General features: G+C 65.3%; 25 protein-coding genes and 1 pseudogene. 11 read left to right on the forward strand and 15 right to left on the reverse strand.

The annotated features are described in order from the left end of the window. Positions 1 to 17 precede the first annotated feature (17 nt). Entirely contained in the window at positions 18 to 998 is a 981-nt protein-coding gene (locus tag OIE74_RS24915; RefSeq protein WP_329387259.1) for a hypothetical protein, read from the forward strand. On the opposite strand, the gene OIE74_RS24920 is transcribed toward OIE74_RS24915, so the two are convergent. Then, positions 982 to 1,671, reverse strand: a complete 690-nt coding sequence (locus tag OIE74_RS24920) for a class I SAM-dependent methyltransferase (RefSeq protein ID WP_329387261.1) — start codon at positions 1,669 to 1,671, stop codon at positions 982 to 984. The genes OIE74_RS24915 and OIE74_RS24920 overlap by 17 nt on opposite strands. 84 nt (positions 1,672 to 1,755) lie before the next feature. Further along, positions 1,756 to 2,067: pseudogene (locus tag OIE74_RS24925) on the reverse strand (hypothetical protein); the annotation flags it as partial. 175 nt (positions 2,068 to 2,242) lie between these two features. Between OIE74_RS24925 and OIE74_RS24930 the strand changes: the two are divergent. After that, a complete protein-coding gene (locus OIE74_RS24930; protein WP_329387263.1) occupies positions 2,243 to 3,406 on the forward strand; it encodes a helix-turn-helix transcriptional regulator in 1,164 nt (387 codons plus the stop codon). A 117-nt stretch (positions 3,407 to 3,523) separates the two neighbouring features. After that, positions 3,524 to 3,898 carry a hypothetical protein gene (locus OIE74_RS24935; protein WP_329387265.1) on the forward strand — a complete coding sequence of 125 codons (375 nt, stop codon included), beginning with the start codon at positions 3,524 to 3,526 and terminating at the stop codon, positions 3,896 to 3,898. A gap of 82 nt (positions 3,899 to 3,980) precedes the next feature. Here OIE74_RS24935 and OIE74_RS24940 read toward each other — a convergent pair whose 3' ends face one another. From OIE74_RS24940 to OIE74_RS24955, 4 genes are all read right to left on the reverse strand, one after another. After that, positions 3,981 to 4,193, reverse strand: coding sequence for a hypothetical protein (locus OIE74_RS24940; protein ID WP_329387267.1), 213 nt, complete (start codon positions 4,191 to 4,193; stop codon positions 3,981 to 3,983). 4 nt (positions 4,194 to 4,197) lie between these two features. Next, positions 4,198 to 4,590, reverse strand: a complete 393-nt coding sequence (locus OIE74_RS24945; RefSeq protein ID WP_329387268.1) for a carboxymuconolactone decarboxylase family protein — start codon at positions 4,588 to 4,590, stop codon at positions 4,198 to 4,200. A gap of 117 nt (positions 4,591 to 4,707) precedes the next feature. Further along, complete coding sequence (locus OIE74_RS24950; RefSeq protein WP_329387270.1) at positions 4,708 to 4,905, reverse strand: DUF397 domain-containing protein; 198 nt, start codon at positions 4,903 to 4,905, stop codon at positions 4,708 to 4,710. Continuing rightward, complete coding sequence (locus OIE74_RS24955) at positions 4,902 to 5,750, reverse strand: helix-turn-helix domain-containing protein (protein ID WP_329387272.1); 849 nt, start codon at positions 5,748 to 5,750, stop codon at positions 4,902 to 4,904. Before OIE74_RS24955 ends, OIE74_RS24950 begins: the two co-directional genes overlap by 4 nt. Before the next feature lie 199 nt (positions 5,751 to 5,949). Between OIE74_RS24955 and OIE74_RS24960 the strand changes: the two genes are divergently transcribed. After that, positions 5,950 to 6,642, forward strand: a complete 693-nt coding sequence (locus tag OIE74_RS24960; protein WP_329387274.1) for an ATP-binding protein — start codon at positions 5,950 to 5,952, stop codon at positions 6,640 to 6,642. A gap of 499 nt (positions 6,643 to 7,141) precedes the next feature. Here the strand turns inward: OIE74_RS24960 and OIE74_RS24965 are convergent, their stop codons facing one another. Beyond that, positions 7,142 to 7,351 carry a hypothetical protein gene (locus OIE74_RS24965; RefSeq protein ID WP_329387275.1) on the reverse strand — a complete coding sequence of 70 codons (210 nt, stop codon included), beginning with the start codon at positions 7,349 to 7,351 and terminating at the stop codon, positions 7,142 to 7,144. Positions 7,352 to 7,745: 394 nt separating this feature from the next. On the opposite strand from OIE74_RS24965, the gene OIE74_RS24970 reads away from it, so the two are divergent. From OIE74_RS24970 to OIE74_RS24980, 3 genes are read left to right on the forward strand one after another with little or no spacing between them, the layout of a single operon-like run. After that, positions 7,746 to 9,827: a helix-turn-helix transcriptional regulator gene (locus OIE74_RS24970; protein ID WP_329387277.1), complete on the forward strand. Its 2,082-nt coding sequence runs from the start codon at positions 7,746 to 7,748 to the stop codon at positions 9,825 to 9,827. After that, complete coding sequence (locus OIE74_RS24975) at positions 9,824 to 10,798, forward strand: hypothetical protein (protein ID WP_329387279.1); 975 nt, start codon at positions 9,824 to 9,826, stop codon at positions 10,796 to 10,798. Before OIE74_RS24970 ends, OIE74_RS24975 begins: the two co-directional genes overlap by 4 nt. Further along, the gene (locus tag OIE74_RS24980) at positions 10,795 to 11,670 is read left to right on the forward strand and encodes a DUF6339 family protein (RefSeq protein WP_329387280.1); all 876 of its coding nucleotides are present in this window, start codon (positions 10,795 to 10,797) and stop codon (positions 11,668 to 11,670) included. Before OIE74_RS24975 ends, OIE74_RS24980 begins: the two co-directional genes overlap by 4 nt. A 33-nt stretch (positions 11,671 to 11,703) precedes the next feature. Here OIE74_RS24980 and OIE74_RS24985 read toward each other — a convergent pair whose 3' ends face one another. The 8 genes from OIE74_RS24985 to OIE74_RS25020 all read right to left on the reverse strand — a co-directional run bounded on the left by OIE74_RS24985 (position 11,704) and on the right by OIE74_RS25020 (position 22,678). Then, on the reverse strand, positions 11,704 to 12,954 hold the full coding sequence (locus tag OIE74_RS24985; RefSeq protein WP_329387282.1) for a DNA cytosine methyltransferase: 1,251 nt from the start codon (positions 12,952 to 12,954) through the stop codon (positions 11,704 to 11,706). A 94-nt stretch (positions 12,955 to 13,048) separates the two neighbouring features. Beyond that, positions 13,049 to 14,050, reverse strand: a complete 1,002-nt coding sequence (locus OIE74_RS24990) for a DNA cytosine methyltransferase (protein WP_329387285.1) — start codon at positions 14,048 to 14,050, stop codon at positions 13,049 to 13,051. A 40-nt stretch (positions 14,051 to 14,090) separates the two neighbouring features. After that, entirely contained in the window at positions 14,091 to 17,018 is a 2,928-nt protein-coding gene (locus OIE74_RS24995) for a Z1 domain-containing protein (protein WP_329387287.1), read from the reverse strand. 14 nt (positions 17,019 to 17,032) lie between these two features. After that, the gene (locus tag OIE74_RS25000; protein WP_329387289.1) at positions 17,033 to 18,004 is read right to left on the reverse strand and encodes a PD-(D/E)XK motif protein; all 972 of its coding nucleotides are present in this window, start codon (positions 18,002 to 18,004) and stop codon (positions 17,033 to 17,035) included. Continuing rightward, a complete protein-coding gene (locus OIE74_RS25005; protein WP_329387292.1) occupies positions 17,997 to 19,532 on the reverse strand; it encodes an ATP-binding protein in 1,536 nt (511 codons plus the stop codon). The genes OIE74_RS25000 and OIE74_RS25005 overlap by 8 nt, the downstream gene beginning before the upstream one ends. 102 nt (positions 19,533 to 19,634) lie before the next feature. Beyond that, complete coding sequence (locus OIE74_RS25010; RefSeq protein WP_329387294.1) at positions 19,635 to 20,081, reverse strand: very short patch repair endonuclease; 447 nt, start codon at positions 20,079 to 20,081, stop codon at positions 19,635 to 19,637. Between the two features lie 100 nt (positions 20,082 to 20,181). Then, entirely contained in the window at positions 20,182 to 21,180 is a 999-nt protein-coding gene (locus OIE74_RS25015) for an SEC-C domain-containing protein (protein ID WP_329387296.1), read from the reverse strand. Between the two features lie 64 nt (positions 21,181 to 21,244). After that, positions 21,245 to 22,678 carry an MFS transporter gene (locus OIE74_RS25020; RefSeq protein WP_329387298.1) on the reverse strand — a complete coding sequence of 478 codons (1,434 nt, stop codon included), beginning with the start codon at positions 22,676 to 22,678 and terminating at the stop codon, positions 21,245 to 21,247. Positions 22,679 to 22,780: 102 nt separating this feature from the next. Here OIE74_RS25020 and OIE74_RS25025 point away from each other — a divergent pair, with 102 nt between their 5' ends. The 4 genes from OIE74_RS25025 to OIE74_RS25040 all read left to right on the forward strand — a co-directional run bounded on the left by OIE74_RS25025 (position 22,781) and on the right by OIE74_RS25040 (position 25,679). Beyond that, positions 22,781 to 23,311 (forward strand): winged helix-turn-helix transcriptional regulator, encoded by a 531-nt coding sequence (locus OIE74_RS25025; RefSeq protein WP_329387300.1) that lies wholly within the window; start codon positions 22,781 to 22,783, stop codon positions 23,309 to 23,311. Positions 23,312 to 23,421: 110 nt separating this feature from the next. Then, positions 23,422 to 23,742 (forward strand): DUF6412 domain-containing protein, encoded by a 321-nt coding sequence (locus tag OIE74_RS25030; protein ID WP_329387302.1) that lies wholly within the window; start codon positions 23,422 to 23,424, stop codon positions 23,740 to 23,742. A gap of 139 nt (positions 23,743 to 23,881) precedes the next feature. Then, entirely contained in the window at positions 23,882 to 24,646 is a 765-nt protein-coding gene (locus OIE74_RS25035) for a YidC/Oxa1 family membrane protein insertase (protein ID WP_329387304.1), read from the forward strand. Between the two features lie 175 nt (positions 24,647 to 24,821). After that, positions 24,822 to 25,679, forward strand: coding sequence for a fumarylacetoacetate hydrolase family protein (locus OIE74_RS25040; RefSeq protein WP_329387306.1), 858 nt, complete (start codon positions 24,822 to 24,824; stop codon positions 25,677 to 25,679). Positions 25,680 to 25,733 lie beyond the last annotated feature (54 nt).

Below are 25,733 nucleotides of genomic sequence, written 5' to 3' on the forward strand. Positions count from 1 at the left end.
GCGGGCAGAACCTGCCCATGCCGAAACCCACGACAGCGAACACCGAGGCGATCGACCGCCTGGCCCGTACCCAACTGCGGCTGGCGACCACCGGCCAGCTGTCCGCCACCGGTCTGGCCCCCAGTACGACAACACGCCGCTGCGCACCGGGCGGTCCCTGGCAACGGCTGCTGCCGGGCGTGGTCCTGATACAGACAGGCAAGCCGGACATCTGGCAACAACTGCTGGCGGCGGTCCTGTTCGCGGCCAGGGGCGCCTCCGTCATGTCGGGCCACACTGCCGCACTGACGGGCGAGGCGGTCCTGGCCATCTACGGCGTGCGCGGCGCCCGCACCGACCGCGCCGACGTCCTGGTCGGCGCGGACCGCCGGCTCCGCGACCGCTCGTACGTCCGCCTCCACACCACCCGCCGCTGGCCACCGACCCTGCGCGGCGAAGGCATCCCCTGTGTCCGCGCGGTCCGCGCAGCCGCCGACTTCGCCGCCCACGAGCCCTCACCCGACCGGATCCGCGCACTCCTGGTCAGCACCGTCCAGCGGGGCCGCTGCCACCCGGACGACCTCCGCGCCGAACTCCACGCCTCCCACGCCCTGCGCAACCCGGCGGCCCGCGCGGTGCTGGACGACCTCCGCGTCGGCATCCGCTCCATCGCCGAGGGCGAAACCCGCGACACCCTCCTCCGCGCGGGCATCCCCGACCCCCTCTGGAACCCCACACTCCGCACCCCCACGGGCACCTTCCTGGCCCGCCCGGACGCCTACTGGCCCCACGAGGGCGTGGCCCTGGAGGTCGACTCGGCGGAATACCACCTGGGCATCACGGAATACCGCGCCACCCTCCGCCGCCGCCTCCTCCTGGAATCCCACGGCGTATCGGTCCTGAGCGTCACCCCGTCCCTGGTCCGCGACCACCCGGAAGAACTGACCACAGCGGTCCGCACCAAACTCCACCTCGCCACGACCCGCACGACCCGCCCCACGGTCATCCTCCGCCCGTGACGCCCGCGTTGCCGACTGTGGCCCGTACGACGAGTGTCCCGATGTGACCGGGCTCCGGGGCATCCAGAATCTCCGCCTCGGCATGCGCGAACCCGCTCCTCCTGAGCAGACCGACCCACTTTCGAGGCGTATAGCTGTACCGATAGGTAAACATCGCCCTGCCCGCGAAGCCCCCCTTGTACATCCCCTGCGGTCCGTAGGCCCCGGGGATGGCCGGGGGATGCGAGAAGACGAGAACCCCTCCCGGGTTGAGACGCTCAGCGATCAGTGGAAGCAGCCGTACCGGATCGGTGAACCAGACAGCACCGAAGATTGAGTAAATGGCGTCGTAGGCCTGCGTACTGTCCCGAAGATGGTCGAGCACACTGGCACAGACAAACCGCGCTCCCGTATGCCCCCACCGCTCCGCGACACGCTCGACCATGACGGGAGAGAGATCAACCCCGGTTGCCTTCATACCCTCTTGAGCGAGGAAGGCCAGCGCTCGCCCGGTGCCACAACCGATCTCAAGAGCGGACTCGGGCTCCCCCAACAGCTCAACTCCGGGCCCGTGCCCGGAGTACTGAGTCCAGCGAAAGACGGGCTCGCCGTCGAGAACGTCACCCTTGGTGCTGCTCTCGGCGTAGGTGTTCCAGAGCTCGCGTTCCACGTCCATGTCGTGCCGTGCTGACAACGTGATTCCTTGGATCGTCGGTTGAAGTCGTAGGACTGCGCCCGACCTCATGAGGCAAGGGCAGGCGCAGGACACTAGTAGGTGTCAGTGGCTGTCAGGAACCTTGTCGTCACACGGGGAGCAGTCAGCTTCGTCTTTCGCCCAGAGCTCGTCATCGACGTCGAATCCGTTGTCCTTGAGCAATTCGGCGGTACGGAGCACGAGCCCATCGCAGCGTCGCCTGACGAGCGGCGCGTGGTGCTTGTACACACCGTTGTTGTACTCGGCACAGAAAGCCCAGTACAGCGGGGTGTCGAGGATGAGCTGGTGGACTGCCACGTCGACGGTGTAGCCGACGCCCATGTCCACCCCACGCCGTTCCATCGCGGTGATCGTGTACGCGACGGCCTGCCCGAGTGACGGCAGTGCTCATGGTGGAACTCCCGGATCAGTGCTGTGGAGACTGACAAACTCAAGAGAACCGCGCCCAGTTGGATTGCCCCACGGCATCGATGCGGCAGTCTTGACGCACAGTCGACGCACCGGGCGTATCACCTGGGTGAACGCGGTTTCTGGCGGGGAGGGGGCCGACATGGGACTCGCGGAGCAGCGGAAGGCGCTGGGCTACAGTCAAGAGGAGTTCGCTCATGCGCTCGATGTCGACCGGACCACGGTCGGACGCTGGGAGACCGGGCGGACTACGCCGCAGCCCGCGTTACGGCCGAGGCCGGCGCAGCTTCTGCAAGTCAGCCTCGGTGAACTCAACACCTTGGTCGGCCGGTTGGCTGGTGTTGAGCGGCCCGCACGGATGTCATCGGCAAGCGACCACTACGGCTCGGGGGACATCGACGACATGATTCGACGCGAGTTCCTGCGAGTGATCGCCGTGACGGGGGCTCTGTCCTCGTTGCCTTCCACCGACGTCCACGCCTTGGCCGAGAGCGCTCAGCGGGGCGCCTCCGAGGACTTCGGCCGGATGAACAGCCACCTTTGGCGGGTATACCAACTCGCCCGGTCCAAGAGCTCCGTCTATCCGATCGTCCAGGACCAACTCGCCACGCTCACACAGACCCTTGAGGCTGCTTCGGAGAGCGAGGCCGGCGCGCTCTGCGGTGCTGCGGGCGACCTCTTCCAACTCGCGGGCGAGTTGGCCTTCGACAACAGTCGCTACACGGACGCGGCGGCGTCGTACACACTCGCGGCGTCGGCCGGCAAAGAGGCACGGTCCTATGACCTCTGGGCGTGCGCGCTTGTGCGCCACGCATACGTGGGTATGGCCGGGAAGCAGTACAAGGAAGCCGCAGGCGTGCTCTCCGCCGCCGAAAGGCTCGCCAAGAGGGGCGATGGCACCCTCTCCACTCGCTACTGGGTGGCGTCCGTCCAAGCGGAGGCCTACGCGGGTATGGGCCAACTCACGTCCTGCGAGCGCGCCTTGGACGATGCCGAAAAGGTGGCCGACCTGACCGGTGTCACCGCCTCCAGCGGCTGGCTCCGCTTTGATGGCTCGCGGCTCGCCGAGGAGCGTGGGGCGCGTTACGTGCAAACTGGGCCGACTCGACCTGGCCGAGGCCGCACTGACGGGCGCGCTGAAACAGAACGCATTGGCCGAGGGACAGTCGTTCCGCCGCCGAGGCGCTGTTCTCACCGACCTGGCCGCCATCGGCGCGAAGCGACGCGACGCGGACCAGGTGGTCACGTTCGGCCGGGAAGCACTGGCACTCGCTCGCGCCTCTTCCTCCGGCTATGTCGCCCGTAGACTCCGAGGCCTACGAGCCGAGTTCGGCCCCCTCGCGCGCGACGGCCGAGTGGTAGAGCTGGGTACCGAGATCGACGCGTTGAGTACTTCGTAGTAGATCTGACGAGAGGCGTGGGCATGCCCCAGACCGACGGTGCGCGACTGTTCCGGGAGACCTGGATCGCCGGAGTGCGCAAGCACTTCCCGGGCGAACCGAAGGCCGGCTATGTCACCCCCTGGGACGAAACCCCGGAGTGGGAACGCCAGGCGGCGGGCGCCGTGCATGACCAGGTCAGCCAGTTCTTGCACGTGAGCGACGGCCACGCTTCCCGGCTGTCCAGGGAACAGAAGAGCCGCTTTGTCGCGACCTGCTGGACGGCCCAAATGTACAAGCAATTCGAAAACCCCAAGCCCGGCTACGTCGCGGACTGGTCCGATCTTCCGGACTGGCAGAAGGAGACAGACGCCGACATTTTCGAGGCGATCGAGGAATCCTCTACAACCCACAAATGATTGGGGCTCAGGAACCACGGAATCTCAATCGGAGGCCGCCTTCACCTCGGCAACGGCGCTTGTTACGGGAGAGCGCAGGCGCTCAGGCGCCGTCCACGGGGGACGGCGCTTCACGCAGACGCACCGCTTGGGCGTCGTACTCATCGAGAATCTGGTGGAGTTGTTCCAACGCCTCCGGAGGGATCTCGGGTGACGCGGAATCGGCCACCAACCGGGCGGCGGATACCAGCGCGGCGAACTCGTAAACGTGAGCCGTCGCCCGCACGACACCCGGCCGGGCCCACTCAAGGCGCATGGTGTCAGCCCTTCGATGCCATGTAGTCCTTCATCTGCCCGAGCTCCTCCGCGAATTGGTCGTAGTCCTGACGCGTGCCGTTGAGGTAGACGCTCCAGCCGACACTGTTCTTCGCGTAGTGGACAGCTTCCTGAATCTCTTCATCGGTGGCCCCGAACATCTTCGCGGCCTCCGTGTGGAAGAGCGTGCAGTAACGGCACTTCGTCTCCGAGTGCAACGCTATCCCCATCAGTTCCTTGTACTTGTTGGGGATGAGCGTCTCACCGAGTTCGATCTTCTTGAAGATCTCCCACTCGGCATCCAGCAGGTCCTCAGGAATCTGTGCCAGGAAGTGCGGTACGAGACCTAGCGTCTCCTTGATCTCCGATTCGACCTCGCTTCGGCTCCGGCCCGCCATGGCGATCACTCCTCTCAGCCAAGCGAACGGATATCCTCCCTTTCCAGCCTAAATCGCGCCGCAGGCCACGGCGACCGCCGCCGTACTGCTCACCGGAAGCACCGGAGTTGACCTTGGTCAGGCAAGCCGGGAGGCGCGCAGCGCGCCAACGAAGTCAGCCCATGCGGCGTGGGGTATGTCGATGCGGGGCCCGCCGGCCACCTTCGAGTCGCGCACGGCGGTGGCGCCGCCCAACTCGGCAACCTCGACACACTCTCCGCCGGTGCCGTTGCTGTAGCTGCTCTTGCGCCATTGGGGGGTGGGAAGCGATGTCATAGGGAGTGCTCCTCCATAGTTCTGCGGATCAGGGCGACTGATCGCTGAGGACTGAGGGCCAGGGCCCGGAGATGGTCGAAAGCCTTCGTGTAGAGACTCACATCCTCCGGGAGTTCGAGGTAGACGGAGTCGGTGAGGCCTTCTCGGTACACCATGTCCGGATCTTCCTGCTCTGGGAAGCCGAGAACCGTAAACGCGCCCGTCGCCGGATAGGCCCCGGCGTCGTACGGCAGGACCTGCACCGTCACACTCCTCAACTTCGCCATTTCCAGCATACGTTCGTGTTGCTCGGCCATGATCTGACGGCTGCCGACCTGATGCGTGAGTGCGCTCTGATGAATCACAGCCCAGAAGTCGGGCCCGGTTGGGTCAGCCAGCAACTGCTGCCGCCGCATGCGCACGTTCACGAGGCGTTGAACCTCGTCATGAGGTTGATCGGAGGAGACTCGGCTCAGTTCGGTGGCGTACGCCTGTGTCTGCAACAGTCCCGGGATGAACTCGCCTTGGTAACTGCGCAAGTCGGATGCCGCCTGCTCCAAGCCCACGTACACCGAGAACCACGAGGGCACGGCATCACCGTGCGCGTGCCACCAACCCTTGGTCTTGGACTCCTTGGCCAGTCCCTTCAGCAGCTCTCGCAGCTCATCCGACGTGCTGTAGAAGCGGCACAGCGCGTCCACGTCCGACGGCTGTACGCGCCCCTGGCCCGTCTCCATCCTGTTGACCTTGGAACCGCTCCAATCCAGTTCCTTACCGACCTGGTTGCAGGTCATCCCGCTCTCATCGCGCAACTTCCGCAGCTCGATCGCCAGGCGGCGGCGTCGTGCAGTGGGTGATCCGGCCACTTCAACTCCTCTTGCGGTTACGGGGGTTCCATCCCATCGGAAGCGAGCGCTCACGCCAATCACTCGTTCGGGGTAATCCCGCCGTGCACATTGCATATCGGGATGCGCGATGCCATTCTGTCACAGCGAGTGACGACCCGTCATCGTTTGCTCAATCGAGTGCGACGGCATGAGTCGCCCGGTGGGAGGGAGTAGGAGCATGGCCATCTATCAGGAGAGTGGTTGCGTGCAACGGCGGCCGTGGGAAGTGCCGTTCACCGCGGAACCGTGCATGGCCACCCGAGTGCGCCGCGCGATGCGGCTGCATCTGTCGCTCTGGGGTCTGTCAGATCTTGAGGACGTGGCTCAGGTCTGCGTCTCGGAGCTGGTGGCAAACGTGATTAACCATGTTGGCCCTGGGACCCCGGTCACCCTCGCGGTCTCCACGGACGGCGCCCACCTCCGTATCGAGCTGACCGACCCGGACACCCGAGCGATGCCCACGCTCCTCGCTCCCAAGTCCGATGAGGAGTCGGGGCGCGGCTTGATGATCCTCGATGCGATGGCGGACCGCTGGGGTGTCATCTCTCGTGCGGACTCGAAGGTGGTGTGGTGCGAGTTGGCCACAGGACTGGAGGTCTGGAACGAGCACCCGAAGAACTGGCGCGTTGCGCGGGCCGAGAAGAGCATCGTCCGACATCGCTCGATTCAGTGCTCCCCATCGGAAGAGGGAAGCCCGCTTGCTCTGGCAGTGGCAGAGACATCGGCGATCGACCTCATCGCCGACGTCCTGCACTGGCTCCGCGCCCACGGCTGCGACCCGGACGAAGCCCTTGATCGCGCTCAAATGCACTTCGAAGCGGAACTGGAAGAGGCCGGCCGTAGCAAGGGCCCAAGTTTGCGAGTTCATTGAACCCCGGCCGTCAATGCGGCCTTCGCCCACGCTGTTGCATGGTCGAGTTGGGCGTCGAGATTGATGCGTTGAGCACTTCCAGGCAGGTCTGACGAGAGGCAAGGGCATGCCCCGGACCGACGGTGGGTGACTGTTCCGGGAGACCTTGCCGGAGTGCGCGAGCATTTCCCTGGCGAAGCTGAAGGCGGCTACGCCACCCCGTGGGCTGAGACCTCAGAACTGGGCGGCCCAGATGGAAGACCACAATAACGGTTACGTGGCGGACTGGTCCGAACTCCCGGACTGACCACGGGAGACGAGCGCGGACATCCTTCGGGGCAAACGGTGAGGCGCTTGATGTACGAGACATTCGATCTGGACCCCCACCCGATGCGCCGGCGCCATCAAGGGTCCCGATGTCGGTGCTCCGGATCTTGGACGCCCCGCTACACCCATGACCGAAGGGCGTGATGATCAGTCGATCATCACGCCCTTCGGTCATGGGCCTGATCGGGCCGTCTCAGGCTTCAGCGGGCTCCGGCGGATCCGCGTCGAGGCGATGACTGTCTGCCTCCCGTACGACGAACTCACGGCGGGACCAGTCGTGATAGTGGGCGTCCTTGCATTCGATGGTGCATACGGTGCTACCGGGCGAGTGATTGAGCGAGACCGATGCCGTGCACTCGGCCGGAACCGAGACGCTGTACTCGACCATCTTCTTCGCGGCCACGCGTGAGTCCTTTCTGGAGCTCCATGAGGAGGGGGGTTCCGTGGAGAAACGATCGAACATCTGCATCCACAGATCATTGCAATACGGACAAAAGCCTCTTCTCGTTCACGCTTCCCGCCCTCCTTCGCGACGCTGCACGCGAGGGTGGGGGTAGCCTCCATCACCTCGGATTTTGATGGTGGTTGGCCGTGCTCCTGGCCGCCGATCGTACACGCGTTCCAGCCCTGGGCCACACTGATTGTCGTATCGACACGGCGCCTCGGATGGACCATCAACTCAATTTCTAGCGCTATGACCGTTTCGTCCGTCTGTCGATGACGGAATTCTTAATTTTATCTCCAGCGATGAACTTTGGTCTTGTACGCTGCTGGGACGGACAGCGAGAGGGGCTGGAGTGACTCAGGATTTCGCGGACTGGCTGATTGGCATGCTCAATCAACGCAACCTGACCCAGAAGGAGTTGGCCGCGATGGTGGAGGTGACGCCGGCGGCGGTCAACGCTTGGACGAACGGTCGGTCGGTGCCCCGGTACGCGAAGATAGCGTCGATAGCGGAGGCGTTGGGGGTCGCTGTCGAGGACGCAGTGAACCGGCGCCCCCCGGAGTCGTCAAGCTCTGAGCTGGAATGGGTCTTTCAGAAGGCACCCGAGGACGGCAGCAGGATCGGGGGCAACGCGGCTGCCTACGCCTTCGCCGCGAACCTTGAGGTACTCGCACGCGAGGCCACGCAGAACAGCCTCGACGAGAGGCACTTGGAGGATCGGCCAGTCACCTCTCGTTTCGTGCTGCACGAGTTGACCGGCAGTCACTTGAACAGGTTCCTCTCGGCGCTGAGATGGGATTCGATCGAGCAGCACCTCCGGAAGGCCGCCGACGGCCGGCAGAAGGCCGGCCGGGTATTGCTCGACGGGTTGAATGAACTCGATCGAACCGGCCGTCTTGTTCTGCTCCGCATTGACGACTACAACGCCAGCGGACTGACCGGACCCGAATATGGCGACGGTCGTTTCGCGCGCGTCGTCCGTCGCACCCTGGACAGCGGCAAGGCAGAGGCGCAGGGCGGCTCGTACGGACTTGGGAAGGCTGCCTTGTGGGCGACAAGTCGATTCGGGCTAGTCCTGGTCAACAGCACATTGTCCGAGAAGCAGGACGGCCGTCACGAACGGCGCATGGCCGGCCGGTTGGAACTCCCCTGGCATACCCTGGACAGCGAGGAGTTTGCCGGGCCTGCCTGGTTCGGCGCCGCTGACCACGAACGTAGCAACGCAGCACGATCCTGGTGGGCCGACGGCGCCACCACGGAGAGCTTGTACCTGGAGAGGAATGATCCCTCTCCTGGAACCTCGTTCCTTGTGGTGGGTGCCTATGACGGGACCGGGGACACTGAAGAACTGGAAGAGATGCAGGCGCAGTTGACCCTCGGTATCGCCAGTAACTTCTGGGCGTCGATGGTCGGCGGCGCGCAGGCCGGCCCCATGCTGCGAGCGTCCGTCGCGTCGTGGCGGAACGGCGTCGCGGTCAGTCCCGAGCGGTACATCGATCCCCACAGCCACGAACCCGCCAGATCTCGTGCAGTCAAGGCGTTCCTCGATGGGAGTACCACTTCGGAGTTGACCTCTCGCGAAGATGTTCTTCAGGCGTCGGTGCAGCTCAAGTTGCCCTCCCGCAAGCAATCGGGGAGGGGAACTGCTCAGCCTGCTCAGTTCCACGACGCGGTGCTGCTCGTTACTCCGACGCTTGAGACGGATGCGAAGCCGGACCATATTTCCTACATGCGTGCCAACCGTATGGTTGTCAAGAACAAGCGTGTGAGCGATCTCCCCTTGGGACATCGCCGATTCCAGGCAGTCCTACTGGCTGGACTGGCCACTGGGAACAGCGGGCCGGATGCGCTCGAAGCCGAACAGTTTCTGCGCACCGCCGAGCCTCCGGACCACAATGACTGGACGAGTACCGAAGATCTGACGGCAACTTATGTTCGTGGTGCTCGACAGTGCATCCTGAACTTCAAGAAAGCGGCTGAGCAGGAAATACGTGACCTGCTGAAGGACCAGGAGGAGGAGAACGACGCCGACGAGGGTCCGCAAATCCTCAGGGACTTGTTGACCCTGGGAACACCGAAAAAAACGCGTACACAAGGCTTTCCTGTGGTGCATGCTGTCTCGGGGGAGGTGGCCAGCAACGGTGCTTGGCAGCTTCGGGTGACGGTTAAACTTCCGGAGCGAGAGGAACCGTGGGTGCTCTCACCCATTGCTCGCTTCGTTGTGCGCTCCGGAGTAAATATTCCCGTCGAGTGGGCAGGAATGTTGGTTCCCGAGCAGGCCTGTGAGCTGACAAGGAACGGGAATCTCCGATTCCAAGAAGGTGCGAGGCGGGGCGTCTTCAGGGGAGTAACCGACATGTCCAGTCATCCTGTGGCGGCCGACATGTCTTGCATCGAGGTCGACCTGCCCCGCGCCAAGGAGATCGTTGAGTGAAAAACGTCTTTCCCTATCCAATACTTGCAGGGGATGTCGCGCTCCTTGTCGAAAAGGTTTGGGTGGACAATATTCCACTCTCGCTCAGTCTTGTGTCTGACGACGAGTCGGTGATCGCCCTTCATTCACTCAAGCGTGACTGGAACGAAATCCGTGTGAACGTGGTTGTCACGGCCGACGCGGAAGAAATTTCCTCTGACGAGTGGGTGAATCCCTCCTGTGTGGCGGTATTGCGCAACAGGAAAACGAATGTTCGTCTGACATTTCCCCTCCATGAGGAGGAAGCGGGTGTCTGGCGTGGCGAGATCGAGCTGCGCCAAGGGGAGCACCTCGGCCGTTGTGAGATCGACGCATGGGTGGTGGCCGAGGTCAGGGGGGTCGGAAGTCGATTGATCGGCCGTGCCGTACGACGCTGGAGCGCAGATTTCGAAGCCAGACAACCCACGAGGCAGAGAAGCATCAAGATGATCTGGAAAGATTTTGCGGACCATCCCTTTCTCAAGGAGTTTCGTGACGATCCGTGGATGCTGGATGCAGAGGTCGGAGAGCCAGTTCTCTATCTGAATTCTTCGATCGAAGGGTTTCGGGCCGTGCTGGATGCGCCTTCCAACTCCAGTGCGGAGCGGAAACTCGTTCGCGAAGTAATGGCCACCCAAATTGCCTCTGAGGCGTGGACGGCTATGTTCAATACCGCTCTGTACGCCAGTTCGGTGGATGCGAGTGGCACACCGCAGTGGCCGGGGGGCTGGCAGGAAGAGGTCCTCCGTAAGATGCTTCCCGACCTTTTTCCCGAGATAGCACCCGATGAGGCGTTGGCGGAGCTCGTCGCCCGTCGAGAAGGCGGGGAGAGCGGATCGGATCTCCATGCGCGACTCATGCACTCGGCCACTCTGAACTCCAAGAAACAGAAAACCGTGGCAGATACCGTCAGGACATTGACGCGGATGGCCAACGGGAGGGGGCAGGGATGAGCCCGGGAAAGGCTGTCGAAGAGCCGTCAAGAATAGGTAGACTGCCGGATCTGGTTGCTGCGCGAGCGATCACACCAGGTGTTCTGCAAGGCTACGAGAAACTCTCCTTCGCCTCGTTCAAGGAAAAAGTCGAGGATCCTGTCGACAACACGGCACGGTGGGACACGGAGCCCGTCAGGGAACTGTTGGTGGAGGCCCGCCGCCGATTCGCGGACAGTGCACCGACAGCCAGCGACGCATGGCTGGCTCCCCGCCTGCACTACACGCTGCGTCTCACGAGAAGTGAGGCGTCGGACTCGGGGTCGTGGAACTTCCTGGCGCTGTGTGTCGCGCCCGAATTCGTTCATTGGCGGTGGGCCGGCGGCAAGAACGGGAAAGGGGTGGGACAGGCGGCGCGTTTCGCGGGCAGGTGGGACTTGCAGTGCTTCTCTCGACTGTGGTGGGCCGCGGAACTCTTCCGTGACGGTAGTAACTACGGTCCGGTCGAGGTCGCATGCGGCAATCAGGACATACTCAACACAGTGTTGCGACAAGAGATGATCCAGCACCGTCCCGCTGCGCAGGCTTTGCTGAGACTCCAGAGAGGTCGTGTCGTCCGTACGGGCCGGGATGTGAACGCCGCCGCATCGGCGGCGAATGCCGCAGCAGCCACGTTGGTTTACGAAGCCATGGCGCCTGATGAACTTCAAGATTCAGATGCTCTGCGCGAGTGGGTACTCGCTGCTGGGGACGACGCGTCGATCCAGTACGAAACGCTGCCCCAAGGGCCCGGTGATGGAAGCGTCCCTCACCGTTCGGCGGAGATATTGGCTGAATGGTTCGAGAAGTTGTTCAAGGACGCACCAGTGCGAGGCAAGGTGAAAGCCGAGTAGCCCACGGTCGATGCGAGCGCCCGCAAACCTTGATCAGCCGCGCAGCCGCTCATGAATGGCCTGAGCCAGTACTCGGCCAAGGCCGACGGGAACGGCGTTGCCGATCTGGCGGGCAATCTGCACCTTGCTGCCGAACCACTTGAAGTCGGCGGGGAATCCCTGAATGAGCGCTGCTTCGTAGTGGGTGATGGGACGATCAGCCACAGGGTGGAGGTAGCGCCCTTTCTCAGGCTTGTAGAACTCTGTGCGGATAGTAACGGAAGGACGGTCCGCATGCATACGTCCCATCACATCGCCGGAACCAGAATTATGTTTGTCCCAGCTCTCCGTGGACAAATACGTCTGTTCGCCGAGGACCAAGGCTGATTTATTTCTGAGATCATGGCGATTGCCACCGGGACCGATTGCTCGGTATCTCGCCAGGGAAAGAGGCGTAGGACTTCGTCCGATGTGAAGCTCAGTGGTCTTGTAGGGGCCCGGCAGGACGACACCCAGAGGTTTGTCCGTGCGTTCCGGGAGGTTGATCCGGCTCGTGGTCTTCCGCGTATGCGAGAAAACGGCGTCACCGACCACCACCCAGGGCTGGAGGAGCCGAATCTCGTCAGATTCCTCATCGAGGGTGGCCTGTGCTCCGCCGGCGTTCCGCGCGTGGGTGGGGAGAGGGTGCTCCAGAGCTGTTCCCAAGTCATTCCGCGTCGCGATGACGATTGCCCGTCTGCGGGCCTGCGGGACACCGTAGTCCGCTGCGTTGAGAATTTTCCAGCGCAACGTGTAGTCATCCAGGTCCCCGCCGGGGTCGGTCGATGCTTTGAGATCCTCGAATTCCTGGGACTTCAAGAAGCGGTCGACGTTCTCCAGGACGAAAATCTTGGGCTTGATCCTGGTGACAACACGCATGTACTCGCGCCACAAAAGATTTCGTGGATCGTTTGCCTTCGGAGGCTTTTTTGCGGGATTGTCCCTGTTGAGCGCCGAAAAACCCTGGCACGGGGGGCCGCCCATGATGACATCGATCTTCTCTCCCTCGTAGGGGAGGGTGTCCCACTTGCTGATATCGATGTTGGCAACGTGTGCGGAGCCAAAATTGGCCGCGTAGGTTGCCGCCGCCGCCTCGTCGAATTCCACAGCAGCCACGGATTCGAACGGTGACGACCCCGACCCGGCGGGTTGGTAGGCGCGAAATCCCGCAGAGAATCCGCCCGCACCCGAGAACAGGTCAACCACCTTGATCGTGGGTTCGGCGTTTGTCGCTGCCGAGGCAGTACTGATCGAGGTGGTCACCATGTTGCGTGAGTGTACTTGCCGCGAAGATCCATTGGGACGCGGTCCCACCGATGCGGGGCTCTTCGGGCGACACGTGGGCACCAGGCCGGGTCCTTCAGAGAGTATCAGCGGACCGTCGGAGAGCGTCCATGATCTGTCGACCTAGCGCAGCGGACACGGGTGGAGGCGTGGTCTGACTGATCTGTCGGTACGCCGATGTCTTCCCGCCGACGATCTGCCACTCGGTGGGAAAGCCTTGGAGCAGTGCGACTTGGTCGACCGTTAGTTTCGGCAGACCGTGGCGCGGCTCGATGTCGAAGTCTCTTCGGAAGTCGGGTCCCGGTACCGAGTTGCCGATGCTCCCACCGTAGATGCCCCAACGGGCCCAAAGCGCCTTCGTGCGGCTGGCCCCGAGGTCGGCGCCCCCTCGGCCGGTGGCGCCGCCCATGATCAGAGGTGCCGGCTCCGAGGCGTTGGCGGCCCAGTCGGCAGCCTCGGGCCACCCCGCTGAGGCCATCGACTCGTAGAGGGTTTCGCCAAGGGTGGGACAGCGCTTCGAGGTGGGAGTGGGCCACGTGAAGTGGGTCATGTCCTCCGCGTGCATGGCGATCACGAATCCGTGCGTCCGGTGTTGCGGTACGCCGAAATCGGTGGCCGTCAGCGTGGACGACACCATTTCGTAGCCCAGGTCTTCGATCGACTCCCGAACTGCGGCCCGCTCGGATTCGAACCTCGGGGCACGGAGAAACGTTGGGATGTTCTCGATGACGAGAACTCGCGGCCTGATGTATGCGGCCATGTCGAGCGTCGCCCGAAGAACGTCGCGACGGTCATTCGTTGCGAGTTGTTTGCCCGCGATGCTGTAGGGGGATCGGGGGAGGCCGCAACTCAGAACGTCGGCGTAGTCCATGGGTTGATGACTCACCGGTTCGATGCGCTTGAGGTCGTCGCAGACCGTGTACCACCCCGGGCGGTTGCGAGCGAGGGTGGCGCAGGTGTTCGGATCGATGTCGACCGCAGCAACCACATCGAATCCTGCCTGCTCGAGCCCCAACGCCTGCCCGCCGACGCCCGCGCACAACTCGATCGCGGTGAACCGTGCTTCCTGCGTGCGCATGTCTCCCCCGACATCGACAACGAACTCCGTGTACCGACTGTCACGTGTCCTTGGAATCGATCGTAGTGAATCGAATCACCTTCCCGTCACGACTGCGTGCGGTCGCCGGAGCGACAAATGTGAACGCCATCACAACCCTGCTCGGATCCATTCGGCCAGAGGCTTCGAATTCGGGCCGGTGCTCAGGTTCCACCACGGGGTAGAGGGATACGACTCCACGACGTTCCGCGACGTACTGCTCGGTTGTCGTGTTTCCTCCATGGGGCAATGCGCCCGCGATGCGCAGTGCGGCCGCGCGATGCTTGGGCTCGCTGATGGCGCCGAAGACGTCACCGCGCCGGCGCCGGCGGCCGAACCAGGAGAAGGGCCGTGAGGAAGTGCCCACGGGAAGCCGCTTGTTCATGGAAGAGTGCTGGGGAGCCAGGACGACCCAGTCGTCCACCTTGGCCGGTGAGGCGAGAGTGATGTCTTCGAGGTAGGTGAGATGCGGGTCGAACCTTCCCGCAGCATCCCATTTGAGCGCTCGTAGCAGAGTCAGGAGTTCGTCGGAGGAGATTGTTCCGGAGAGGGCGTCGAAGCGGTGGTGTGTCGTCGCCTCGTCGTCGAAGTGGTACGCGAACGTACTCGGTTCGCTCGACAACGACTCCAGGATCGGCATCCACAACTGAGTGTTGTGCCGTAGGGCGGGTGTTCCGGAGGGGTACGCGGTCGGTTCCTCCCACTTGCCCGGTGAATGGATCTCCACCAGGCGGGAGTTGTACATTTTATTGGTGCTCGCGGGGCGGAGCCAGGCCAGGTGCTGTGACACGAGGGGAGGCACTTGCGCGGGCGTGACCTGGGACTCGCCGTCGATCCGGGCCGAGTATTGCTGCAACTGGTCCCTGAAGCTCTCTTCGTCGCGGCAGATTGCCTCGAAGGCTTCGTACAGGTCGATGTCGCGCGTGCCCATCGTCTCCTCCCGACCCAGATAGAGGCGGACCAGATCCTGATATCCCTTGCGGAAACCGAACCACCGGCCCATTTGCATGAGGGTGGAGGCGTTGTTGGTGCGGCGGCGGTAGTACGTGACGGTCAGGCCTTCGACAGTGAAGCCGCGGGCGAGCTTCTGGCCGCCGATAAGGACTTTCCACAGGGGCCGCTTGTCGAAGTCCGCTTCGCCGTTCTCGATGTCCGTGTCGCCGTTGACCACGACGATCGGTTGATCGTCGCCGCCGATACGGATGGCCGCAGCGCCGACGTACGGCGAAAGTTCCTCGTACGACGCCGGCACGGGGAATCCGTCGGCTCGTACGCGCGAGACCGGAGCGACGTCCTTCTCGAAGAGGTCGCGCAATCGGGCATGACCGTTCGGACCGGTGTAACCGGCGGACCACCACATTTTGTGGACCCGGCCCCGCAGCGCGCGGTGGTCGGCCGTACGGACCGACTCGTGGATCAGCATGGTGTGGTGCTGGAAGTAGCGGTCTCCCAGCCCGTTGCTCTCACGGTAGAGCTTCATGGCCGCAGTGAGCACGAACATGTCCATCGCCTGCTGAAGAGCGGTGTCGTCTTCCTCCGACTCCAGATGGATGTCGCGGACATGTGCCTTCTCGTTGGAGTTGGCGAAGCTGCGATCATCCAGAGGGATCGGAGAGTCCAAGTCGTGGAAGTCCTGGACACCCATGTACCCGGCGGGTCGCGGCAGGGAAACGATGAAATCCTTGGGGAAAATGTCCTCGGCGTCGCTGGGGTCGATGAAGACATTCGCAAAGGGGGTCGCTGTATAGCCGACGTACTGGGCGCGGGGGAGAAGGCGGAGGAGTTCCGAGATCTTGTCGTTGATCGCGGTGCGTTCGGAGTCCTGCTTGTTGGGATTCGCGGTGTTGACCGATGCTTCGTCGGACTCGTCGTCGATGATCAGGACCGGGATCTCGGAGAGCGGCGTCTTGATCTTGTTGAGGTCTTTGACAAGTTTTCCGAGCACGCTCTTGTTCTTCTTGACCACCATCAAGCGGGCGGATGAACGGTGGAGATTGCGCGGATCGTGCAGAGGCAGTGCGGGTTCCTGTTTCTCGAATTCCAGCGCCACGATTCCTTGGAGCAGACTCTTGTAGTCGTTGTCCCGTGTAGTCATACGGACGATGTCGAAACCGCCCAGGGCGGAGGGCAGTCCGCCGTGGGACAGGAATTTACCCTGGGGCCATGCCGGGTCGTCGGCGTAGTCGGACTCGTACTCGGAGGCCCCACGCAGGATGTTCTCGCGGCCGACGAGTTCCATGTCCAACCTGCGCTGTGTCTGTGCCCTCAGGAGGTTGAGAGTGCCACCGAGGACGATGACCAGGCGGTACCCCGAGTCCACTGCCTTGGCGATGACGCCGGTGAAGTTGGCGGTCTTTCCCGACTGGACGTATCCCACAACCAGGCCCTTGGACTGGTAGGCGCTGCGAGCCGTGGGGTCCGCCAGGCGCTCCACGACGCGGTCGGAAGCCGCGTCCAGGCTTGCGACCGCAGTCTCGGACCAGCCCTTCTCCGAAAGGAGTTGACGGTATGCGGGCCAATACCAACTGCGGCCTTGCTGCGACTGAGGTGTGTACCAGGGTTTGAAGATCTCGCTGATGACAACCGGTCCCGTCTCCTTGGGAACGGGGATCAGGGAATTGAGGATCTTCCCGGTTGCTTCTGCCAGCCCCAGGAGCGTCAGGACGGATCCGCGGCGTTCCTCTGTGCGCGGCTCGGTCTCCGTCCATGTGGGGTTCTCCGAGTAGTCCCACTGCGTCATCTGTTTGCGCCACAGTTCCACGAACTGGTCCGTGGCGTGGGCAGCATTGAGAGTCTCGAAGAAGTCGGCCTCGGTGGCGAGCAGTTCAGCCTCCGGCCCCTCCTCCTCGGATTGATACTCCAAGGCGCGGAGGAGATTCTTGGGTCGGCTGTCCATCCCGGCAAGGGCTGAGGTGTGCAGGGTGAGCCGCAGCAGTTCGGAGCTGTTCATCATCATTCCTCGGCTTACGGGATACGGATCTCGTGCAGTTCAAAGGGGAATTCGGCCGGTTGCGGCAGGCCACTCACATCGAGTGTGTATGTCACGTCGCGCACCCGATCCCGCACGTGCGCCGGCACCGTTCTCATGTCGAGACGCGGTAGTCGGTCGTCGACCGGAAGCACGACGGGGTCATTGCGCATGTGCCAGCGCTCGTCGTCCGGCAGTTCGGGATCCCAACCCGATGCGGAGAGTTGTTCGTCGAAGAGATCGAGAGACTCCGGAGCCTGTTCTGTGATCTCGTGGCGTACGGCTTGAACGGAGTCCCGCAGCGAACGCCCCTGGGCGCCACCTCGTGTGACCTGCAAAGAGAGAAGCCACAAAGGGCGCTCATCGGTCGGTGTCAATTGGCCGAGACCGTGGACCGTGTGGCTGCGTTGCTCGGAAGCGGTCGTTTTCACTTCGAGGTCGAAGTCCGGAAGCCCGAAGTCGTGTTCTTCGCCGTACGGGCCCTTCCAAGCCTGCACGGCGGCGGACCAGTCGCGGGCGTGGGCGATGGAGACAAGGACGCAGAGCTCACCGAGGATACCGATACGTTTCTGCATTCCGAGGCCCCTCGGACGTTCCAGGAGAGCGCTCCAGGCTCTTACTGTTTCGGCGAAGGCCTGATCCAACGTGCGCTCATGAGTGACGATCCGGTCGGCCACGGCGTTCAAGAGATCGTGGAAGTCACGGACGAGGGCGGCCTGGGTGGTTCTGATGCGAGCCATACGCATGCCCCGCTCGGCGATCTGATCGATGCGGATCAGTGGTAGGGGCGACGTCGGGGGCTTGTGACGACTGTCCAGTTCCACGTAGAGGGCGATTTCCTCGTTGCCGCCGACCACATAGGAGACTTCGGGATGAGCCGAGGGCGCGGACAACCGGTAGGTTGTCGCCTGGTTTTCGCCGAGGTAGTACTCGACAGAGCGCCATGGAACGAACGGCTCGTCAGTCATGGTCTCCCACTCTGTCGAGCTCGGCTCGCGCGGCCGAGACGAGGATCGACTGCCAGAGCTGCAAGTTGTCCCGTTCGCGGCTGCCGCTGTACTCCTTCTCGAACACGTCGTGCAGCAGCACGTACATCAGGGACTTGATCAACGGCGCGTCGTTGAGTCCACCGCGGCGCCCACCCAGAATCGCTGCCCGGTAGTGCTGATTGAGGACGATCGAACGAGTTGGCCGATCGACCTCGAAAAAGAGTTCGTTGTCGAGTCGTTGCCAGCGGAGTGCGATCGCATCCTCGTGCGGGATGATCGGAAGTTCCTCCTCGATCGTTTCTCGTACGGCGCGGTCGAGGCCCTTGCCCGGAGGCAGTACCGGCTTGCGCGCAGTGCCGGCGCGTTTACGCGCATCCCGATAGGTCGTGTCGCTCGATGTCAGGTAGTCGAGGAAGGTGCGTCCGTCGCCGTCTGCCGCCGATTCGAGCGCGGAGGCGAACTGCGGGGCTGCCTCGACGCCGGATTTCTTCACGGTGAGACGGAAGGCATCACCGGGGGAGTTCGGAAGATCGATGGCGACGCGTGCCAATGAAAGATGTTGTTCGGGCTGACGAAAAGTGTTCCAACCTCCGGCCTGGACGAGCCGGTTGTGCCGGTAGAAGTAGAAGCCCTGACGCTCCATGACCGAACCGACGGCTTTGTACTCGTCGAGGTTCGACTTGGGCGTCCAGACGTGGGCGTCCAACGTGACGTCACCGAACGAGGGCAGGGACGCGGTGAATTTCCGGGGGTAGTCGGGATGGCCCGAGACCGGATAGCCGAAGGGATCGAGAGGTTCGACACCGAAGTTCATGTAGATCGTTCCGGTCCGCACGTCCTCCACGGCGATGGTGATGTTGAAGTCGTCGCGGGCCAGGAATCGGTGCAGATGGAGGCCGAGGTGAAGGCCCAACTTGTTGATTGTCCTGTGGAGGTAACGGTCGGTCTGGCCTCCGCCCCCGTGCTTGGGGAAATCCTTGACACCGTCCCAGCGAACCACGGTGCCCTGCCACTCGATGGGGCGTTTGTTGTCGTAGCGATCGATCAACGTCTGGGCGTAGTAGGGATCGACGATGTCGCAGTGGAATCCCGAGAGGGCGCGTTCCATCATCCAACGGCGGCCGGCTGTGCGAGTGCGTTTGGTGGTGCTGACGACGGTGACGGCAGACGCGTGGCTGAGCGAGGCGGACTTGAGCCCCGTACCGAACATGCCGAGCGCGTCGACGGCATAGTCGCGTCGTCCACCCACGGTCATCGCGACGTCGAGGGCCGTCTCGTCCATGCCGCGGCCGTCGTCCACGACCAGGAGGCTGACGAGCTGATCGCCATCACGGAGGAAGTGGATGACGACATCGTTCGCCCCGGCGTCGATTGAGTTGTCGACCAGGTCGGCAATGGCGATCTCGAAGCCGTACCCCTGGCTGCTGAGTGCCTCCATGTATCTCGCGTCGGGCGGCAGGCGCTTGCTCCCCACGGTGGGGACGTCAAACTTCCAGTCGTGGGTCATTTCCTCGCCTTGGAGAACCTGCAACTAATACGATGATTAGTGACCGTAGCGGTTGGGGCTGACAGTGGGTGTGGAAACCCGCCACGAGAAGTGCGGGGAGGATCACGTTCCGCTTTTCGGTGGCCGATGTGGCGACGAAGTCGCCTCTCTGGTCCGGGCGACGGTACGTGAAATGTCCTTCGGATCCTCGTGTTCCCAGAATCGTAGGACCGTCCATCCCTCGGCTTCGAGGTGCTCGGTGGTTTCCTGATCCCGAGCGATGTTCTTGTCCAACTTCGCGCGCCACCACTCGGCGTTCGACTTGGGTCGGGTCGCGTGCTCGGGGCAGCCGTGCCAGAAGCAACCATCGAGGAAGACTGCGATCTTGGCCGGGCCGAAGACGATGTCGATCGTTCGGCGAGGCATGCCCGGGACGGGTACGTTCACGCGGTAGCGCAACCCGGCCGCGTGGAGGATCTTGCGCACAGCGACCTCCGGGGCCGTGTCGCGAGAAGCCTGACGGCTCATACGGGCCGAGACAGCGGCGGACGAGGGAACGACTTTGGGCATCTGGGCATTGTGCCGGCCGCCCCGCGCAGCGAGATACGAAGTCCGGTCGAACGCGACGCCGTGACTTGGTTCGTTCCCCGTCCCCGACTCTTCCCCCGGGTCAACCCGCCCCGTGGCACTCCCTGTACGCCTTCCCCGAGCCGCACCAGCACGTGGCGTTGCGGGCCGGGGGCCAAGGGGTGGCGCGGCCGCGGGCCGCCAAGGTGGTGGCGTATTGGGGGAGCAGCGTCGGGTCCGACGGGGAAGCCGACTCCGAGGCTGCGAAGGCCTCGTAGGAGGGGACCGTGCCCGTCACGATGCCCAGGTTGGGGGTGCCCGTGGAGGCCAGTTCGCGGAGGGAGGACTCCAGTTGGGCGAGGTGGGCCTCGCGGGAGGGGTATTCGGTGCGGAGGGCCGGGTACGCCGTGAGGAGTTCGGTCAGTTCCGCCTCCGGCCAGTGCAGGACCGCGACCGGGAACGGGCGGGAGAGAGCCGAGCGGTACGAGCCCAGTTCGGCGCGCAGGCGGACGATCTCGGCCTGGAGTTCGGCCGGGTTGTCGGAGCCGAGGGCCCAGAGGCGTTTGGGGTCGTGGAGTTCGTCCAGGGGCACGGACGTCTTGTTCACCTGGTCGCCCAGGGCGTCCCAGTCGTCGTGCTCCAGGCCCAGCAGGCGGCGCAGGCGGTGGCGGCCGAGGAGGAGGGACCCGGCGGAGTACGGGACTTCCTCGCCGGGGGTCAGGAGCAGGTTGAGGGCCGTGGTGTAGGAGTCGTGGGCCGCTTCGAGTTCGTCGTGGGCCTCCAGCGTCTCCGCCACGATCTCCCACGGCGCCGGTTCCAGCGGTTCGGCGATGCGCAGGCCGTCGATGATCGCGCGGGCCTCGGCCTCGTGGCCGTACTCCCACAGGTTGGCGGCCTTCAGCGCCTTCACCAGGTGGGGGTGGTCCGGGGTGCCGGCGAGGAGGTCGTCGTAGAGGCCGGTGGCGCGGTCGCGGGCGCCGGCCAGTTCCAGATGGGCGGCGGCCTGGAGAAGCAGGGGCTCGCGGTCCTCGGGGTACCGGGAGGCCGTGCGGAGCAGGCGCTCGGCCTCGGTGGTGTGGTCGGCAGGGATGTCGGGGCGCATGGTCCACACCGTACTGCTGTACGCCGGTCGGGGCGGAGGGTGTTCGGGCTACGGGAACCGGGCGTCACCCGCCGTCACCGCGGGGGCCGGGCCGCAGCGCCAGCATGATCGCCGCACCCAGTACCGTCACCGCCGCCGACACCGTGATCGCCAGGTCCGTGCCCCGCTGAGGGGTGTCCGCCGAGGTCGCCACCGCGATCATCAGCGCGACGCCGGCCGCGGAGCCGATGTACCGGGCCGTGTTGTTCGCGCCCGAGCCCATCGCCGCGCGCTCCTGCGGGACGGACTCGACGGAGAGGCGGGGCAGCGCGGCGTTCAGCAGGCCGCTGCCCACGCCACCGACGACGAGCCCCGGTACGAGCCGCCCCCACGACCCCGCGCCCACCGCGCCCAGCATCGACAGGGCGCCGGCCGCGTGCAGGAGGAAGCCGAGCGCCAGTTGGTGGCGGGCGGCCACGCGGTGCGCGATACGGCGGGTCTGGAGGGCGACCAGGAAGCCCGTGCCCGACCAGAGCACGAACAGGCCCGCCGCGCCCATCGGGGAGATGCCGAGCGTGCGCTGGAGCAGCGCGGGCAGATAGCTGAACAGCCCGATCACCGCGAGCCCCGTGAACAGCGCCCCCGACGTGGCCGCCTGGAACGGCCGCCGTCCCAGCAGCCCCAGATCGATCAGCGGAGCGCCACCGCGCCGCTCCACGACGGCGAAGACCCCGGTCAGTACGGCGGCGGCCACCAGCAGCAGGATCACCGGCGTACGCAGCCACCCGTCGCGGCCCAGCGTCAGCGCGCCGACCAGTGAGGTCATGGCCAGCCCCAGCACGACCGCGCCCAGCAGGTCGGGCCGTCCGCCGCGCGGCGCGCGGGACTCGGTGAGCGTACGGAAGGCGAGGACCGCGGTGACGAGGGCCGCCGCGGCGAGTACGGCGTACGGCAGCTGCCAGCCGTACGAGCCGAGGCCGCCGGCCAGCAGCGGCCCCGTGGCGATCCCCGCGCTCACGAACGCGCCCCAGACGCCGGTCGCCCTGACGCGCGCGGACCCCGCCGGGAAAGCGTGGACGAGGAGGCCGAGGCTGCTGGCGATGATCGCGGCGCTGGCGGCGCCCTGCGCGACGCGGGCGAGGGTGAAGGTGAGGGTGGAGTCGGCGAGCGCGCCGAGTCCGGTCGTGAGCGCGAGGCCGAGCGTGCCCGCGAGGAAGAGCCGACGTCTGCCGTAGTCGTCGGCGAGGCTGCCCGCGACGAGCAGAAGGGCCGCGAGGCCGAGCGGGGCGCCGTTGAGGAGCCAGGCCTGCGCGGATATGGCGGTGCCGAAGTCGGCGGCCAGGTCCGGGAGCGCGAGCATCGGGACCGTGTAGTTCATGAGCGCGACGGTCGTGGCCGCGCTGGTCACGGCGAGCGTCGCGGCGGGGTGGGGGCCGGAGCGGCGGGGCGTACCGCCGCCCCTGCCGCCATCGCCCGTGGTGGAGGTGGCAGGACTCGCGGACGCGGGCGTCGGGGACATGCGAGACGACACCTTTCAAGGTTCGGTGAATGAACTCGTGCTCGCGCAGACTGTAACATGGTGAGTTCGTTCATTGAACCTTGAGCTTGTTAAGGTGACCCCATGGCCCTCGGGAAGGACTACGCCAACCAGCAGTGCTCGATTGCCCGCGCACTGGAGATCGTCGGCGAGCGCTGGACACTGCTCGTCGTACGCGACGCCTTCTACGGAGTCCGCCGCTACAACGACTTCCTCGTCCATCTCGGCGTCCCCCGCGCGGTCCTCGCCACCCGCCTCAAGAGCCTCGAACAGGCCGGCATCCTGGAGAAGCGGCGCTATCAGGAGTCGCCGCCGCGCGACGAGTACGTCCTGACCGAGCGCGGCGTCGCCCTCTGGCCCGTCGTGCGCTCCCTCGGCTTCTGGGGCCGCGAACACATCGAAGGCGTCCTCCCGATGCGGGTGTTCACCCACGCCGCCTGCGGGACGGAACTGGGCTCCTACGGCGAGTGCCCGGCCTGCGGCACCGCCGTACCGCCGCGCGATGTGGAGATGCTGCCGGGGCGCGGGCTGGATCCGGACCCGGACGATCCGGTGAGCCGGGCGCTGCTCGGCCCCCGGCGTCTCCTTCTGCCCATCGAAACGGATCGTGTATAACGGCTGGAGGGAGCGGAACGGGGTCTGACGCACCCGGCGGCACGACGCAGACGCCGGGGACAGGCGCCGGGACCGGACGCCAGGCACACGACACCAGGAAGGGGCAGGCCATGATCCGACGCGCGACCCGGCCACCGCGCCCCGCCGCCCCGGTGTTCTTCCTGCTCGTCGCACTCCTCCAGGTCCTGCTCCTCGACGCCGGCAGCCTCTCCGCCGCAGTCGCACTCGCCGCAACCGCCGCGGCCTCCACCGCGTTCGCCGCCTCCGCGGTCATCTCGGCCCGGTGTGCCCCCGCCGTACCGCACACCCGCGTCCGTACGGCGATCCGCGACCGCGAGCATCGAACGGCCTTCCTGCCCCAGCGAGATCCCGACGCGCGGGGCCGCACCAGGCCCCGGGCTCCAGGGCGTCCCGTCCTGACGACCGCGTAGGGCCGGTTCGCCGCTTCACCCACCCTTGAACCTCTGAGCGATCCGACCCCACGCGGGTCGTCATGCCGAGCCGCGCCGTGCCGCACCACCGGCGCCGCGCATCCCATCCGGCACGACGAGACCCTCGGAGGGCTCACCCATGTCCGTCTTCCTGTCCGGCTTCGCCTCCCTGGTCGGGCACTTCGCCGATCTGCTCGACCCGCTCTTCCACGGCGGCGCGACCGCGGTGGCGATCATCCTCTTCACCGCCTGCGTACGGCTCGCGGTCCACCCGCTCTCCCGGGCGGCGGCCCGCGGCCAGAAGGCCCGCACCCGGCTCTCGCCGCAGATTGCCGAGCTGCGCAAGAAGCACCGCAAGAACCCCGAGCGCCTCCAGAAGGCGATCATGGAGCTGCACGCGAAGGAGAAGGTCTCGCCGCTCTCCGGCTGTCTGCCGAGCCTGCTCCAGCTGCCCGCGTTCTTCCTGATGTACCACCTCTTCTCCAGCCGGGAGATCGGCGGCGAGCCGAACGAACTGCTCGGCCACTCCCTCGGCGCCGCGCCGCTCGGCGACCGCTGGAAGGACGCCCTCGCCGATGGCGGGATCTTCGGCGGGGCGGGCCTGGTGTACGTCGCCCTCTTCGCGGTCGTCGTGGCCGTCGCCACCTTCAACTACCGCCGTACGAAGCGGCAGATGGCGGCCATGCCGGTGCCGGCGGCAGGTGCCGACGGGCAGCCGATGCCGGGCATGGGCGCGATGACCAAGTTGATGCCGCTGCTCTCCTTCGCGACGCTGCTCACTGTGGGCGTGGTCCCGCTCGCCGCCGCGCTGTACGTCGTGACGAGCACCACATGGACCGCCGTCGAACGGGCCTTCCTCTACCGGGACGTACCGGCGCCAGGCGCGCTGGCCACCGCCGCGTGAGTCCGTACCGGCGTCTCGGCGCCGACGCGGGTGCCGACGCGGTCCAGGGTGTGAACGGGGTCTTGCGGAGTGATCCGATGTCTTGGACGATCGGCCAACACCCCGATGGCCGCAACCCGTCGGTGTGGCCCCCGCTCGACCAGGTCGATCCGCTCGACCAGAGGGAGAACAGACCATGAAGCTGCTGCGTGTCGGTACGGCGGGTGCGGAGCGCCCGGCGCTGCTCGACCGGGACGGGACCCTGCGGGACCTGTCCGGACTGGTCACGGACATCGACGGCGCGCTGCTCGCCGACGAGGCCGCGCTCGACCGGGTACGGGCCGCCGCCGCGTCCGGCGAGCTGCCCGTCGTCGACTCGGCGGGACTGCGCACCGGGCCGCCGGTCGGCCGGATCGGCAAGATCGTGTGCATCGGGCTGAATTACCACGACCACGCGCGCGAGACGGGCGCGGACATCCCGTCCGAGCCGATCATCTTCTTCAAGGCCGCGGACACGGTCGTGGGGCCGGACGACACCGTCCTCGTACCGCGCAAGAGCGTCAAGACGGACTGGGAGGTGGAGCTGGCCGTCGTCATCGGCCGCACCGCCCGCTACCTGGGCTCCCACGAGGAGGCCCTGGCGCACGTCGCGGGCTACGCCGTCTCGCACGACGTCTCCGAGCGCGAGTTCCAGATCGAGCGCGGCGGCCAGTGGGACAAGGGCAAGAACTGCGAGACGTTCAACCCGCTCGGCCCCTGGCTCGTGACCGCCGACGAAGTGCCTGACCCGCAGGCGCTGTCGCTCAAGCTGTCCGTCAACGGGGAACCGAAGCAGGACGGGACGACGGCCGAGCAGATCTTCCCGGTGGCCGAAGTGGTGCGCTACGTCAGTCAGTTCATGACGCTCTACCCGGGCGACGTCATCAACACCGGTACGCCGGCGGGTGTGGCGCTCGGGCAGCCCGAGCCGAAGCCGTATCTGCGGGCGGGCGATGTCGTGGAGCTGGAGATCGCGGGACTGGGGCGGCAGCGCCAGGAGCTCAAGGACGCGTGACTCCCCTTCCGGGGGAGGGGCTTGACGAGGGGTCGGACCGGCGAGGGGAGCGCT

This window comes from Streptomyces sp. NBC_01716, assembly GCF_036248275.1.
Lineage (GTDB): Bacteria > Actinomycetota > Actinomycetes > Streptomycetales > Streptomycetaceae > Streptomyces.